The sequence below is a fragment of the Photobacterium swingsii genome, assembly GCF_024346715.1.
Classification (GTDB): domain Bacteria; phylum Pseudomonadota; class Gammaproteobacteria; order Enterobacterales; family Vibrionaceae; genus Photobacterium; species Photobacterium swingsii.
The window spans coordinates 2395775-2411077 of sequence record NZ_AP024852.1; the positions used below are offsets into that span (position 1 = coordinate 2395775).

The 15303-nt window shown below is 42.7% G+C and carries 11 protein-coding genes; 1 reads left to right on the top strand and 10 read right to left on the bottom strand.

The window, feature by feature from the left end; translation table 11 throughout:
* The first annotated feature begins 9 nt into the window (after nucleotides 1-9).
* The gene (locus OCU77_RS11005; protein ID WP_048899558.1) at nucleotides 10-900 is read left to right on the top strand and encodes a LysR family transcriptional regulator; all 891 of its coding nucleotides are present in this window, start codon (nucleotides 10-12) and stop codon (nucleotides 898-900) included.
* Nucleotides 901-967: 67 nt separating this feature from the next.
* Here OCU77_RS11005 and OCU77_RS11010 read toward each other — a convergent pair whose 3' ends face one another.
* From OCU77_RS11010 to OCU77_RS11055, 10 genes are all read right to left on the bottom strand, one after another.
* The gene (locus OCU77_RS11010) at nucleotides 968-2251 is read right to left on the bottom strand and encodes a glycosyltransferase (RefSeq protein ID WP_315972510.1); all 1284 of its coding nucleotides are present in this window, start codon (nucleotides 2249-2251) and stop codon (nucleotides 968-970) included.
* Between the two features lie 286 nt (nucleotides 2252-2537).
* The gene (locus OCU77_RS11015) at nucleotides 2538-3731 is read right to left on the bottom strand and encodes a hypothetical protein (RefSeq protein WP_048899556.1); all 1194 of its coding nucleotides are present in this window, start codon (nucleotides 3729-3731) and stop codon (nucleotides 2538-2540) included.
* Complete coding sequence (locus OCU77_RS11020; RefSeq protein WP_239686017.1) at nucleotides 3728-5023, bottom strand: DUF3131 domain-containing protein; 1296 nt, start codon at nucleotides 5021-5023, stop codon at nucleotides 3728-3730. The genes OCU77_RS11015 and OCU77_RS11020 overlap by 4 nt, the downstream gene beginning before the upstream one ends.
* Before the next feature lie 112 nt (nucleotides 5024-5135).
* Nucleotides 5136-6533, bottom strand: a complete 1398-nt coding sequence (locus tag OCU77_RS11025; RefSeq protein WP_107302516.1) for a DUF3131 domain-containing protein — start codon at nucleotides 6531-6533, stop codon at nucleotides 5136-5138.
* 25 nt (nucleotides 6534-6558) lie between these two features.
* Complete coding sequence (locus OCU77_RS11030; protein ID WP_048899554.1) at nucleotides 6559-7878, bottom strand: DUF3131 domain-containing protein; 1320 nt, start codon at nucleotides 7876-7878, stop codon at nucleotides 6559-6561.
* Nucleotides 7868-9718 (bottom strand): glycosyltransferase family 2 protein, encoded by a 1851-nt coding sequence (locus OCU77_RS11035; RefSeq protein WP_048899553.1) that lies wholly within the window; start codon nucleotides 9716-9718, stop codon nucleotides 7868-7870. The genes OCU77_RS11030 and OCU77_RS11035 overlap by 11 nt, the downstream gene beginning before the upstream one ends.
* Nucleotides 9719-9732: 14 nt before the next feature.
* Nucleotides 9733-11412, bottom strand: a complete 1680-nt coding sequence (locus tag OCU77_RS11040) for a glycoside hydrolase family 9 protein (protein WP_048899552.1) — start codon at nucleotides 11410-11412, stop codon at nucleotides 9733-9735.
* 8 nt (nucleotides 11413-11420) lie between these two features.
* Nucleotides 11421-13640 carry a glycoside hydrolase family 2 protein gene (locus OCU77_RS11045; RefSeq protein WP_048899551.1) on the bottom strand — a complete coding sequence of 740 codons (2220 nt, stop codon included), beginning with the start codon at nucleotides 13638-13640 and terminating at the stop codon, nucleotides 11421-11423.
* Nucleotides 13641-13660: 20 nt separating this feature from the next.
* A complete protein-coding gene (locus OCU77_RS11050; RefSeq protein WP_048899550.1) occupies nucleotides 13661-14110 on the bottom strand; it encodes an ATP-binding protein in 450 nt (149 codons plus the stop codon).
* 14 nt (nucleotides 14111-14124) lie between these two features.
* Complete coding sequence (locus OCU77_RS11055; RefSeq protein WP_048899549.1) at nucleotides 14125-15303, bottom strand: sugar phosphate nucleotidyltransferase; 1179 nt, start codon at nucleotides 15301-15303, stop codon at nucleotides 14125-14127.

Here is a 15303-nt window from a genome sequence, read left to right on the forward strand (position 1 = left end):
GGATTGGGTATGCTAGATATTAATTGGCTAAACACTTTTGTGACCTTAGCGCAACTTGAACATTTTGGTAAAACCGCTTCAGCACTCCACATGACCCAGCCGAATGTTAGCCTTCATATCAAACAGTTAGAGCAATCTACCCGTGTTAAGTTAATCGAACGGAACCCTTTTCGGTTAACACAAGCTGGCGAGCGTTTGCTGAAAAGCGCCCAACAAACACTGCAAGAACTGCAAATATGCCAAGCCGACTTAAACGCAATCAATGACCTGTGCCAAGGAACGGTTTCTATTGCCGCTAGCGATATTATTTCTCGACTTCTGCTGATCAAACCCTTTCAGTCATTTAAGCGTGAATTTCCGGGTATTGACCTATCACTATTCAATACAACGTCAACCCAAGCGGCCGAATTAGTTAAAAGTGCTAAAGCCGATTTAGGCTTTGTTATTGCACAGAAGGAAAGTCAGCCGCTGCATTTTACTGAGCTAAGGCAAGTACGGTGGTGTGCGTTAGGCGATGGTCTAGCAAGGTGGCAAAAAAAAGCTATGGATAATGCAGCACTCCCTGATGATGAGCTCCCTACCCTTATTTTACTTGGTCATGATACCCGTACTCGGGATTTGATTGATCTCGCTTTACCAAGCCTTAAACTGCCTAAGTATAGAATTATGGAAGTCGGCAGTGTGGATGCTCAAATTGACTGGGCAGAGGCTGGGTTTGGTATTGCCATTGTGCCTGCTTTTTCACTTCACCCTAAGCTTAATCTAACCAGTACGATAACACCGTTACCAGATTTCCCGACCACTAGCTTAGGCTACATCGTCCGTCAGAATCAGGTGCTATCTCGGGCGATTAAGCAGTTATTACTATGGGTTGGTGAAGAAATCACAAATTCTCAGTAAAACAAAAAAGCCCCTGTTAACAGGGGCAAAGGGTACTGATATCATTTTTGACAATTATTGATATTCGCTAGAAAGCCACGGTTTGTGGTTGCTTCATTTTGATGATCCACTCTTTAACGGCACTTGGCGACATTAGTGATGGGTCACCCAAATCGGCATCTGCTGCATCGGCTAACTCTGCAGGTAACACGTTAATGATGGCTTCAAGATCTTCATGGGATTTCACCTCTTGATCAAACACACTCGCCATCGCGAGATCATGATCGGCATGGCGTGCTCTTACGGCTTTTACCAAGCCATCAAGCAGTGTGTACCAAGTTGTCATCGGCCCCTGCACAACAGATGCCGATTCAGCTGCTGAATCAATAAATGCGAAAGGTACAGTAGCAATAGGCTGCTTCATTTCCATCGCTGCTAGAATCCAATCCGTATCAAACGAAAAGTCATACACTGTCGGGTTCTGAATAATTTCTCTTAGGACACCCGCACCGTATAATTTAAACGCAGCTTGAGTGTCTTTGATGCCTTTCGAGAAAATTTCTTGGCCTATCATGCGCTGCATATGACGTAAGGTCTTAATTCCAACGCCCCAACGTTCTTCTTGCTTAACCAAAATCGAGTCTGGGTGTTTACGGTTACCAAGCACAACATGGTGATGATTCATAATGAAGGGTTTAAGTAATAATCCTAATTGCCCAAGATGCACAGAATTATCGGCATCTGTGTACATCACGCATTCGACACCGTCTTCTAATGCTTGTTGGCAACCATAAATAATCGCACCGCCTTTTCGAGAGTCATCCGCCGATGCTAAATTTTTCAGTGGGCCATCTGCCGCAGGAAGCGCATCTGATAATTTGAGTACTTTGATCTGCTGCGCATCCACACTGCCTTTCGCGATACTTTTAGCAATGTTATGGCTATTATGCGGGCAACCATCGTCCACAGGGTATAATCGCCAATCAACTACTGTGCCTTGCGTAACCCAGTTAAGCTGTTCTATTTTGACGCGTAGTGAATCTTCACCATGCGGGTTTGTGGCATCTTTTACATTCAAACGGTTATGTTCCCCCCACATAGCGAACACAACACCAACCGTGATTGGCTTAGTCACTGTCAGTAAATAACGACGAGACTCAACAAGTTTTATGGCTAACTTAAATTCAAGCGGACAATTAGGCTGGGATGCAATTTCTTGGTAGCGATCTATCGAAATGTCTTTCAAGCAATACAAGGTATTCGCTAATTTAAGCAACTTATGCTGATGCGCTGCTTCTGTTAAGTCAAAATAGTCACTCGCTGAAACAAGCACCTGCTGAATTACTTTCTCCGATACAGTCATTTCGCTCATCCTTTAGTCCTTGTGAGAATAAACCACCCACAAGCGAAGCTAAACAAACAACTGGTCAGCAAATGGTTGCTTATAGGGTCTACTTAAAGACTAGTAACCATATGCAACTAAGCCAAATTTAAATGCCTATTTTAACTTACTTTTGTGCCGTTAATTTGAAGTGAGAAATACGGGATAAACGGAGTCAATATGACCAATTGAATGATCGTAATGGATCGCCCTAATTTAACTTTATTAAGGTGCTACTTATCGATTGTTCAATATAAAGAGACCAAGCTGACACAGACTATTCTTCGCTAACAACAGGTGCAAAACTACGACGCTGTAGTGGTGTCACTGTCGCTTCTTCAATCGTTGCAAGGTTTCCTTTCGCCATAGGGTTAGGCACATTGGGCGGGGAAGGTTTTGTTTGAGCCTCTTGAGACGATACTTTTAGTGCTGGTGTGTCATTGGTAGCGGTTTGTTGCTCAAACGAGATTGCTTCTATAGGAAGAACTACAACATTGTCTTTTGGCTGAAGGTTTTTAGTTTCGGGCTGAAGGTTTTTAGTTTCGGGTTGATCGCTGTTAGCTTCATCTATCGACTTATCGCTGCGGCTTGCTACTGTAGGCGCTTCAAGATCTTGTGCAGGTGTCATCGACGCGGCTAATTGTGACCCACCCACTTTATTTTTCTGTACCGGTGGTGCCACTTTCTGTGAGTTCAGATCTTCAGCAAGTGTTGGTTCATTCGACTCTGCCGGTTCTGGTTCCGATAATGGCTCCGGTGTTGGATCTGCTGCGGGCACTGGCGCAAATTGCTTACTTTGTGAAAAGCTATTATTTAAACCACTGAGTTTCTTGCCCGAAGAAGAAGGCGGTTGATACATGACTTTAGGTTTAACTTGGGAAGCATTTACCGCAGTTGAGCCTGCTTGTGAGCGGTCAACCAAACCTAGTTTAGGGCTAGAGAAGGAGAAAAAATCTAACTTTTCATCCCATGCTTGTAATGTATCCAGCTCATTTTGCCAATGTTCATCGATGGTCGCAGCAAAATCATTTATTTGTAACTGGGTAGATAGTTGCGTATTGGCTGCTTCATAGCGCATGTGGAGCTTATGTTTCATTTGGTCCCAATTTGTCCCTCCAGTCATCAAATAACGCATACTGTCTGCCCAATACTGATAGGCTTTCGCGCTGTTACTTTTATCGGCGGCAATGGCTGCTAACCCCTCAGCAAGCCCCGCATATTGCCACATATTTTTACGCCCAAGTTTTGCCTCTGAGCTTAAAAACATAATTGATAATCGATGGTATTGCTCTGCTGCTTGTTTATAACGGCCAGACTTAGCAAGAAACGTTGCTTTACTGTATAAGCTAATATCCACATCGACAGCTGAAGCATTTGCTGTCGATAAAAACGGAAAAAGCATCAGTAAACATAAGACAAAAAATGAAGTGACAACACGTTTTTTGCATGAATGTTGAGGAAATAAGCTCATCTGAACGTCTCCACTAAACACCGACCAGGGTGATCAAAACGAGAGTTAAACTTAACATCACGGTATTCCAGCGCTTTACGCGGCTGATACAACTTACCATTTGCCTTGTACAACAAAGCTTCTAGCACTCCAGCATTCGTATTCAATGTAATGCTTTTCTCATAGCCACTTGTAAGTTCATAGCGCCCTTCATACCAGCCACGATCAGCATCATACAACTCACGAACCAGTACCATTAAGCTATCGGTATAATCAGTTTTCCAGAGGGTCCACATTTGAAAAGCGACTTGAGTTGAAATTAAGGCTAATTCATCATGATCACTGCCATCTTCCGCGACCGTGATCCATGGTGTGCCCAGTGCATAAATACTATCGTAAACAAAATAAGGCTCACCGCTGACAACATGTGAACCGCGAGCAGTATAAATGCGCTCTTTATCCCAACGAGATTCTTGCACTCTATACAATGAATCTGCCATTGCCGCCAAGGTATCATTAGTGTGCTTGGCATCATTACTGGTCGTGTCGTTAATATTGTCCCAATTAAATTCAAGGCCGAGCTTCAGATAGGGATTACTGTAAACGGGGCGAAGGACATCATAGTCACGAGGATCTCGCCCATCGAACATAATATCAATATCATTGATAGTGATGACTTCATAAGGATCGAAACGCATCGCTTTTTGTGGCACGACTTGCCAATCTAAATAGCCATAAGAAGTGTATTCTTCTATACCTAAACGCCCCTCTTTATAACGAAATACGTCGCCATTATCTTTGACGATTCCGCCATAGAGCTCACCGTCGTTAGTGACTAACTCACAAAAATTCCAGCGCAGCACCGCTTTATCAATATATTCAGAAAATTCGGGATTACGTTGCTTCGTCAATGCAAGCACAATCAATATGCGACCGATATCCACAGCTGACCAGCCAATATCTTTGGGTTGGTTGCCATAATCCACCATTTGTCCTGTGGTAGTGTTATAAACTTTATTCGGAACACCCACAGAACTGAGCGGCATTCTATTGAGAAAATTCAAGACAAGAGAAAGACGCTCATCATGCTCTTTACTGGTAATAAATTCGAACTCTTGTGCCGCCATTAGCGCAACGAGATAATCTGCTAATGACGACATATTAGTGGAAGGATAATTATCAATCGAATTAACCAGACCTGTTTTTAGCTGAGTATTATTTTCAACATATACCCATGCCGTTTGTGCCCATGCTAATTCCTGCTCAGTTAATTCACCATAACGACCTTGGCGTATCACTTGGGACGTATTCATTGTTGTTAAACCATCTTGCACACCCTGATACACCACTCCGCAGGAAGTTAGTGCAAATAACGAGCATACAATAAGTCCTTTTCTCAACATCTACATCCCTTTACCTGAGAAATTATTTCTTATTTAGTGTTTTTCTTGGTAAACACTGTCCTTCGTAACCAAACGGTGATTCCAGCGCTTTATCCCATAAACTAACAGGTGGGTTGTCTAAATATGTCAACAACTTACCTTCTTGTTTATAAAGCAATATTTCTAATGTAATCCCGTTATTGTTTGAGGTAAAGGTGTTAATTAAGCCAGTACCATTTTCAAATATTCCTTCGTAAAATCCTTTTTCACGATCATAAAGATTTGAAATATGGTCAAACACTAGGTCGGTATATTCGGTATCCCACAGTGCCCAAATACCCATAGCGCCTTTCACAGCAACAGCGGCATATTGTGGTAAATACTCACCGACTTCAGAAATCGTATTCCAAGCATAGCCATCGGTATAAATAGTATCGTAAACGAAGTACGGTGCACCCGCTAATTGGTGCTCAGTCCGGGCAGTGATAATCCCTGTGTTCTCATACCTAGCTTCTTGCACGCGATAAATTTGAAGCGCAAATTCAGCCATCCAGTCATTCGAATAATTTGCATCATGCGGTGTCTTGTCGGAAGTTAAATCCCACCCCATTTCGATACCATCAAGAACAAAACTTTCTGTTACTACATAGCTATGTGCTTTGAGTTTACGAGGATCACGTGTGTCATACGGAATGTCGTAGCCATACAAGTTAATGGTACTGTATGGCTCAGGCATAGACGCTTGCGTTGTATCAAACCCCCAAAGTTGGAAACCTTTAGCGGCATATTCTTCATAGCCTAAGCGTCCTTCTTGCAAATATTGGACGGGTTTATCTTTTTCAAGCAAAGCACCAAACATGGTGCCGTTTTCATCCACAACATTACAGAAATTCCAGCGAAGTACTGCAGAGTCTACGCCCGTTGCATATTCAGGGTAACGGTTTTTAATGATGTGTAACCAAATCAATAATCGCCCTAAATCAAGTGCGGAATAACCAATTTCACCCGGTTGGTTACCGTAATCCACCATCGCAGCTGTTTGCGTATTATACGCTTTGTTTGGCAGCTCCCCTTTAAAGAGCTGCATCGTATTGAGTGTTGTCAAAAAGCGAATAAGACGACGGTCAAACTCTTCTTTTTCTATAATTCCTAACTCAAGTGCACTTGTCATACCTGCGAGATACGAAGCAGCATCCCACCATGTAACTGATGGGTAGTTATTTACCGCATTCACTAGCCCTGTCGATTCTTGGAAGTTATTTTCAAAATACTTCCAAGCAATCCGAGCCATATCCATTTCTTTTTCCGTCAGCTTGCCATGACGAGGTTTTGGCACATCCCAGTGGTTTGGTCGGTCAATAATTTCATCCGACAAACTACTGTATTTGTTACCACAGCCAGCCGCCAACAGCCCCATCAGGCAAACAATGATATAACGCATACAACACTCCCTATCAAAGTTGCGTTTACTTAGCACCTACGCTCAACAAGGTGCCATTTTGAACATACGCAAGTGACTCTAAAACAATACCGTTAGTGTTAGCTGTAATTGCTTTATTTGTGCGGCCATCACTTTCATAACGGCCTGAATACCAACCTTTTTCTTTCGAAAATAGCGTTTGAGCATCATCGATTAACAAGCTTGTATATGGCGTGTCGTAAAGCGCATACCAGCCAAATGCAGCCTTCGTCGACAAGGTTTTTAGGTGCGAAGCGTCGTCGCCCTGATCCGAAATGGCATTCCACTCTTTACCATCAGAGAAAACCGTGTTGTAGACAAAGTAAGGCGCTTCATCAACGTTATCCTCACTGACCGCAGTTAGGATTCCGGTACGCTCATAACGATTCTCTTGTGCTTTATAGACGCGATACGCAAAGATTTTAGAAATACTATCCGCACCAAACTCCAAACTGTCGAGGATGTAAGATTCACTCACAACGTAGTTATGCGCATGGTACTTGGCAGGATCGCGCTTATCGGTTGGGATCTCGACGCCATCAATTTCAACCAAATCTAAGTAGTCGATATATTTCATGGCATTAAAGACATCGCGTCCCATCAATGAAAGCGCTTTAGACGCATATTCTTCATATCCAATACGTCCCTCTTGTACCAATTCGAACCCATCACCTTTAACGGCTGGGCGAGAACCGTACAAATAGCCCTTGTCGATCATTTCAGTGACATTCCAATGGTTAAGAACATTATTCACTGGCTTGTTAAACTCAGGGTACTGCCAAATCAAGATGTTAAACGGCACGAGAATACGGCCAATATCAATTGCAGACCAACCAATCCCTTTAGGCACAGGCTGATTTGAATAATCCACCATTTCTAGCGTTTGTGTATTATATGCTTTGTTCGGTAATTGACCTTCAATAAGTGGAAGACGCGCTAATGAATTGAGTGCTTTTTCCATCCGAAGCGTAAATTCTGCGTGACTGATAACATTCAGCTTTTCTGCTGAAATCAGCCCCATTAGGTATGACGCGGTATCCCACATCGTTGTCGAAGGATAGCCATCTACTGAGTTGACCAGACCTGTATTATCTTGGTAGTTATTTTCGAAATACTGCCAAGCGGTTTTCGCCCACAAGTACTCCTGCTCAGTCAAAATACGATTTTCACGCAAAGGAATCGGCTCTGACACTTCAAACGTGATATTACCGAGCACTTGACCGTAGTCGCGCGTTTCGATCGTAAATGCCACCACTAGCGCAGTCACTAAACCCGCAATAAAGACAAAGTGGTGCCGTGCATTCACAAGTGCTTTTTTAAATTCCATATTCTAATTCCTCCGATCCTTGTTCCTGCTCTTTGTCTGTTGGTGGTGACCAGAATGCCGCAGCAATCATGCCCCACATTGCCATCATGTTATTGATAATCCAGAAACTATTTAGCACAAGACCACCAAATGAGTAGCTACCATAGGCCCCCGTTGAATAACCAACCCAAGCAAAGCACATACTAAATAAACTCAATACAAACACGGTAAATTGCGGGATAACCATCTTAAAGAAGGTACCACTTTGACGTTCTTTCGGTGTGGTTGGGAAGCTGATCTTCCGCCCTCTCAATACTGTCCATAACGCCCGTAAGTTAACGGGGAAGAAAGACAAGAAGTTCGTTTTCCCTTTATAACCAGCAACACCCCATGTCCCTATCATCATGGCAAGCTCTGCCGTCAGTACAAACGGTAAGAAATGCAAATAGAAGGTTGTATCGTATGCGCTCACTGGCGCAATACTGGTTAAGAAGTAAATGATTGGACACGCAAGGAAAATGATATTCCAGATAGCCGATAAATTAGACCAGAAGCTCGCTGCGTACATCAGCTTTTGTTTGATCGTCATTCCTTTACGGAACAATGGGTTATCATTCATAAAGATATCAATTGACCCACCGGAGTATTTAAAACGCTGCACCGTCCAAGTTTGTAGATCTTGCGGTGACAGCATTTTACTTTCAACTTGTGGGTGTTGAATTGAACGCCAATTTCGCTCGGTGTCTGAGTGCAGAACGATAGAGGTATAAATATCTTCCGAAACGTGGAATTTATAAGGTGTAAACTCAGTATCAAATAAGATCTCTTGACGCAGGTTATTCGAGATATCCTGATCAACCGTTTTCTCTTTGGTTAATTTACGAATTTGACGCTCTACTTCATCGTGCTCTTTACTGATCTGCTCACTATAAGCACGTAAAGCTGCTTCCATTACCGCTTCACGTCGGTGAATTGAGCCCGCGCCACAACAGAAAGAAGCATTTACCCAATTACGGCGGCGTTGGATAACGTCGTAGAACATTTGCGGATCATTCACAAATGGGTCTTCACCTAAAGTTACAGGACCATACAAGCGCTCGACACCGCGACCAATTAGGCGGCCAAATCCGCCCATTTTCTTGCCTAACCAATGCGGTAAACGTTCACCTTCAGGTAAATCAAAGAACCACTGTGGTGTTTGCACCCAAGCCACATCAGGATCTCGGAAATAGCCTAGGGTATGTTCAAGGATTGTCGGGAAAGGACGGGTATCTGCATCACAGATAACAATAAAATCCCCGTATGTTTGCTCAAGTGCATTACGTAAGTTTCCCGCTTTGAAGCCAACATTCCCTTCACGCGTAATATATTCGACACCCATTTCCGTGGCCAATGCTTCCATAGCAGGGCGTTTACCATCATCAAGAATGAAAATTTTCATCTCAATATCGTGCGGGTAACGAATCTTCTGAGCATCTAAAATACTCAAGCGAACTAAATCGGGCTCTTCATCGTAGGTGGGGAAAAACACGTCAACGCTAATCGGTCGGTCTTCATCCGTTTCATGCACACATTCGGCAATTTTATGCGGAGGCTCACGACGTGGCTCATCTTTCGTTTTCCACAAATTGAACGTAAATAACATAGAGCCAATAAAGGCACAGGATTCTGCAAACGCCAAGGGCAAAGAGAACCACATCGCTTCATAGTTCAATGCGTATGTCCACCGCCACCACAAGTACCAAATACCCAGTGTCAGATTACATGTCGCTAAATATTGATAAAGCAATTCACGTGACATGCTATGCGGCACAGGCTCTGGCGGCTTGCGATGCTCGAACTCCTTAAAATAAAAATCCATCTAGAATTACTCCATTAATATTGACGAAAATACGCGTGATGCGTGGCCAATAAACCAATCAAACTTGCGTTATAGTCAATAGCGAATTCGTTCACTGCATAAGACTTTTCACTGTCGATATAACTCAACATGCCCATATTTTTTGGTGCGACCCCAGCCTGCGCTTTTTCATTTGGCCCACCAACTAAATACCCTGGTAGATATACACCTGTTGCGATACGGTACAGATGATGTAAATTACGGACGGCATAAGTACCGCTGCCAGTCACAAAGCTCAAATTGAAGGCGTTTGCCCCTAACAAATAATCAATCTGTGACTGAACAACTGCGCGATATTGCGCTTTATGCGGTGGCTGATGACGTTGAATCGCATCAGACCAAGCAATTAAGATCCCAGCTTCTGCCGTCATCTTATTCGAGCCCCAAATAAACCGTTGGTTAGCAATACTGAAGGCAGAATCATTAGCTTGCGTAATATATTTTTCTGCAACATCGCGTAAATCGGTGGCGAGTTGTTGATAGAGTTCTTGCCCGCGATCTAACGTAAGCAGCAGATGCCATACACCCATGAGGGCTGGGTTTTTCCATTCAAAAATATCAACCCACTGCTTATCGTATTGCGCTTCAAACGCGGTTAAATATTTATCTTGCTGCGTGGTGATATATAACTCGGCTAATGCCCACAAACGATCATCAACATCTGTGTCTAATGACGCTTCATTGTCTTCTTTATTTTTAATGTAAGGACCTGAGCCAGAATCATCACCGTTTTGCCAATCAATATATTGCTCTGGCGTCACTTCTAAATACCGCCATGCATGAACAGCAGCTTGCAAATAACGCCGCGCCATACTTGGCTGGTAATTAGCATAAATGCGTGAAGCAAAAGCCATAGTTGCCGCAAATTTTGCTGTTTCAGGCGTGCTGACACCGTAAATGTAACGAGGTTGTGTATCTTGCCAAGGTGGAATTTTAGCTGGCCATTTTGCACCCGATACTTTTCGATAAACGGCACCATCAGCACGTTGCATTTTCAGTAGCCAATTCAAGCCAAACTGCGCTTCATCTAAAATAGGAGGCAATGATTGATCATGAGCCGGTTTAAACATGTCTGGTGATTGACGGTATGCTTCTAACAAACGTGCTACAGTAATTGTGGTAGTAGCCGTGTATTTGCCAAAATCACCCGCATCGTACCACCCCCCCGTCATATCTAACGACTTGCCTTTCTTATGAAAAGTATCAGTTCGGAAAATTACACCGTCTTTCATATGGCTAATTGGTCTAGCTAACCCAGTGGTTTTGTCATTAACACTTACGCCCGAGCGCTGAAGGTACAAGGCATGAACCAAACGTTGACTCAGATCGTGATAAGTATTCGATGCGATTTGAAAAGGTGCTGATCGCACATCACCCGCCACCAGTTGAAACCACCCTGTCACTTTCACTTCACTGAAATTAATCATGGCTACGGGACGTTCATCTTTAAGCTGTTTCTGACTTTGAGCGCGAAATTGGGCAATGCTTTTATTTTGATCCACAGACCATAACGTGACACTTTCCGAGCTTGGTTTTAACCAATAGGCGACTTTATCGCCATTCGATAAATAGCCGAGTTGGTTAACCACAATTGTTTGTGCTTGTAGTACACAACTCGTTACCAGTGCTAACAGAAGAATGATCGTCCTTGTCATTGTTCCACCTATTTATCTTGAAAGTTATAAAGGTTGCGACTAATTTCAATGCCATTTTGATCGGTAATGCCAACAATAATGGCGCCAGATACCCCTGCAAGATTTGCCTCTTCAATGATGGCTTTCTTGCTATTGGCTGACAGGTCAACGTCATCAAATACCCATTGCTTACTATCAAATTGATTACGAATCCAAACTGTTGCTTTGGGATAAGCATTAAGGGAATCATTAATCACAGTGACAGATATATGTGCTTTCGCGCTATAAAGATCACGTTCAACAACCGCTATCACTGGCTGATAGGCCTGTTTTAGCGCTTTATAACCAGGTTTAGCCTCACGTGTCACATCCAGCACAGACCAAGTAATTGAAGGCCAACTATCTACAAACATAAACTGATAAATAGCAGCCACACCTTCACCTTTATTTAATCTTAGGTGTTCAGCTGCATATTTGGTGGCTACTCTTTGATATTCTTGGCTATTTTGATGAAATTGTGACAAAGATTCACCTTGAGCAACCTTCGCAAGCATTAACGTTTCATGTGGTTGATAATTGTGGTAGCTCAACTTAGCTACATTTTGTTCGGTTAACGGCCAATCCCACTTGGCGCCTAAAATATCCTTCACCATGGCTAAACTTGGCATAGCTTGCGCACCAAATTCGCTGATAATCGGTGTAAATGTTGCTGTGCTGTAATCTTGATATTTACCTGAATACCAACCTAACCAAGGATGTTCTTTGGTATAAGATGCTTTTCTTACAACGCGCTTGTCTTTAGCATTTAATAGCTGCTGATAAACAGCTTCAGTTAACAATTGATTCTGCTGCGGCTGATAACTCGGGTATTTATACTTCATCCAATCAGCATCCCAGGGCGGTTCGTTATGACCACTCCAAAATGCAATAGAAGGGTGATTTGCAAGCATGGAAGTCATTTCAGCCACTTGTTTTACCGCTTCTAGCCTAAATTGCGGAGCATCTGAATACCCCCATTGCAAGGGAAAATCTTGCCAAACTAATAACCCTGCTTTATCCGCTTCGTCGTAAAATGCTTTACCCGCAACATGCGCATGCACACGAACGCTATTGATGTTGGCTGACTTCATAAGAGCTATATCGCGTCGGTAGTCATTCCCGGTTAATTCACCTAACCACTGACTACCGATATAATTTGTACCTCTGACAAAGTACGCTAAACCATTAATATAAAATTGCCCTTTCTGTTTATTTTCCTTTGTATCAAACGTTTCTTTTAAATCGACATCCCGAAAACCAATTGTTGTAACCTGCTGATCTGTTACTTTTCCTTTAATCGAAGCTGTAACCTCTAAACGATATAGACTTGGTTTACCCCAATCCCATGGCCACCAAAGATCACGAACCTTCTTCGGCAACTGCCAATTAATAATCTGCTCACCGGCTTTGACGTTTACTGATTGCTCATAGGATTCAACAGGCGTTGTGTTATTGCCTTCGAATAAACGGTAAGAAAAGGAAATGGGCTGACTGTAGAGATTATTAACAGTCAGGCTCACTGATGCTTGAGTCTTGGTTGTGGCTAGAATCTTGGCTGCAGGTTTGTCGATTTCAGAATGAGATCGTTTTGATGGTAAATCAATACTAGGCACCACAGTGAGAGATGCTATGGCTGTTGGCCCCGTGGCTTTAAGGACAACATCGCCCCATATTCCCCCTGAGTTTCTATCTTGACCTGAATCAGACCATGCACCACCAGGGCGGGTATCATGATGATTTAAGACCCCTTTGATCTGCGTCTTATATAGAGACCAATCAGGCATAATCGATTCGTTCGGGCTATTCACCCAAACTTCAATATTATTGTTACGATCACGAATCAGATGGCTAACTTCAGCACCAAAAGGCGAAAAGTAGCCAGTATGCGTTGCTACTTGTTCGCCATTAACAGACACTTTTGCTTCATAATCTACAGCATCAAACACTAACCAATAACGTGACTCTTCAGAAACCCTTGTATCAAATTCTCGCTGGTATATTGCAGCTCCAGCATGATCAATTCCTTCCAAGTACCAGTTATTCGGCACATTGACATTTCGACTTGTTGATTGACGTTGTTGATCATCAATTATCTCTAATCGCCATAATCCATTTAACGATTGCGTTGTAATTTGCCAGTCATTAGTAGGTTGTTGTATAGCGCAAGATGATAATGAGAATAACGCCATCGTGGCGAAAGCTATTCTCATATTTTCCTCTGCAATAAGTTCTATGCTTCTGTTTTTTTATAAAGCTTGAAGGTGTTTTTTCCACCAGCTTTTTCGTATTCAAGGTTATCTGTAAGTTGAACCACAATAATGAAGCCTCGCCCTGACGTCATCCATGTTTCCGGGTCTTCAGGATCGGGTTCAATAAAGGTTCCTTTTACTGCCTTTTCAAATTCCTCATCAGTCATTGATTCACCGTAATCGGCAATTTCAATCACGAGTTCATTATTTTTGATATAGGAATTAAGCTCGATAGGCTCGCCTTCGTTTAACTGATAAGCATGCTCGTAAGCATTATTCACCAACTCAACCAAACACAATTCAATCTGATCAATAACATCTTCTTTCAAGCCAACGTCTAACCAAAATGCTTTTATGTCCTCAGCAACATCGCGAGAAACATCTAAAGAACTTTTGTACTGTTTGTTAAAATGACATTTGGTCGTCTCCATCGAGCCGCTCCTTACTATTTAGTCACTGTGACTTCTTCTGGCTTATGTGAAAAGAAAACACCCTGCCCTTGATGATGAGACAACAATGGCTGACTGGTACGGCGATCTTTCAGCATATGTATCGCATCCATCTCGATAAGAGATTGCGTATAACCATCATGACTAATGAAATAATCACCAAAGACTGTTTTATTTTCGACAAATGCAGAGCCCGAAATATGAATATAATCACTCACTAGGCTTTTATTAATGACGGCATTTGTTTCAACTTTACAGTTAGCACCAATCACCGCAGGCCCAGTGATAACAGCACCGGCTTGGATCTCACAGCCACTACTCACAATAACAGGAGGTGTAATATTGCAACTATCAGGGTCAAAGACCGTATTAATACCCACCCAAATTCCAGGTTTCACTTGAGTTCCAGGAATAGGATAACCAGGGACTTTTCCGTGTAGTATTTCACTAGTTACTCCCCAGATGTCGCTAATATTGCCGACATCCAGCCACTGAAAATCCATGTTAGTGGCATAAAAGCGCACATCATTGTCAACCAAGGCTGGGAATAGCTCACTCCCAATATCAAACTCTTGACCAGAAGGAATAAAGTCAAAAATAGCAGGCTCAAAAATATAAATGCCCGTATTAATTTCGGTCGATAGCGCTTCCTCTTCCGACGGTTTTTCTTGGAAACTCGTCACGCGGCCGTAGTCATCAGCAACAACAACGCCATATTTACTCACTTCGCTAATATCAACATTGCGAGTAACAATAGTGGCAATGCCGCCTTTTTCTTTATGACGCTTAACCGCTTCCGTTAAATCAAGATCGATCCAAGCATCACCACATACAACGACAAAAGTTTCATCGAAGAAGCCAGAGAAATCTTGGATTTTTCTCATGCCACCCGCAGAACCCAATGCTTTGCTGATGAACTTACCGTCTTTCATTTCACCTTCATATGAATACGACAACTGCACATTAAAGTGATGACCATCACCGAAATAATTTTCAATCACTTCTGCAAGATGGCTGGTATTAACCACAATTTTGTCGATGCTATGTGATGCAAACAGTTGAATCATCGACTCCATGACAGGTTTCCCCAGTATGGGGATCATAGGTTTAGGGATTGTTTGAGTAATAGGTTTTACTCGGGTGCCTTTCCCTGCGGCAAGAATCATTCCCTTCAT

What these genes read in the sequence shown, in the direction of transcription:
- OCU77_RS11005 (WP_048899558.1), top strand. Translation starts at nt 10, where the DNA reads ATGCTAGATATTAATTGGCTAAACACTTTTGTGACCTTAGCGCAACTT.
- OCU77_RS11010 (WP_315972510.1), bottom strand. Translation starts at nt 2,251, where the DNA reads ATGAGCGAAATGACTGTATCGGAGAAAGTAATTCAGCAGGTGCTTGTT.
- OCU77_RS11015 (WP_048899556.1), bottom strand. Translation starts at nt 3,731, where the DNA reads ATGAGCTTATTTCCTCAACATTCATGCAAAAAACGTGTTGTCACTTCA.
- OCU77_RS11020 (WP_239686017.1), bottom strand. Translation starts at nt 5,023, where the DNA reads ATGAATACGTCCCAAGTGATACGCCAAGGTCGTTATGGTGAATTAACT.
- OCU77_RS11025 (WP_107302516.1), bottom strand. Translation starts at nt 6,533, where the DNA reads ATGCGTTATATCATTGTTTGCCTGATGGGGCTGTTGGCGGCTGGCTGT.
- OCU77_RS11030 (WP_048899554.1), bottom strand. Translation starts at nt 7,878, where the DNA reads ATGGAATTTAAAAAAGCACTTGTGAATGCACGGCACCACTTTGTCTTT.
- OCU77_RS11035 (WP_048899553.1), bottom strand. Translation starts at nt 9,718, where the DNA reads ATGGATTTTTATTTTAAGGAGTTCGAGCATCGCAAGCCGCCAGAGCCT.
- OCU77_RS11040 (WP_048899552.1), bottom strand. Translation starts at nt 11,412, where the DNA reads ATGACAAGGACGATCATTCTTCTGTTAGCACTGGTAACGAGTTGTGTA.
- OCU77_RS11045 (WP_048899551.1), bottom strand. Translation starts at nt 13,640, where the DNA reads ATGAGAATAGCTTTCGCCACGATGGCGTTATTCTCATTATCATCTTGC.
- OCU77_RS11050 (WP_048899550.1), bottom strand. Translation starts at nt 14,110, where the DNA reads ATGGAGACGACCAAATGTCATTTTAACAAACAGTACAAAAGTTCTTTA.
- OCU77_RS11055 (WP_048899549.1), bottom strand. Translation starts at nt 15,303, where the DNA reads ATGAAGGGAATGATTCTTGCCGCAGGGAAAGGCACCCGAGTAAAACCT.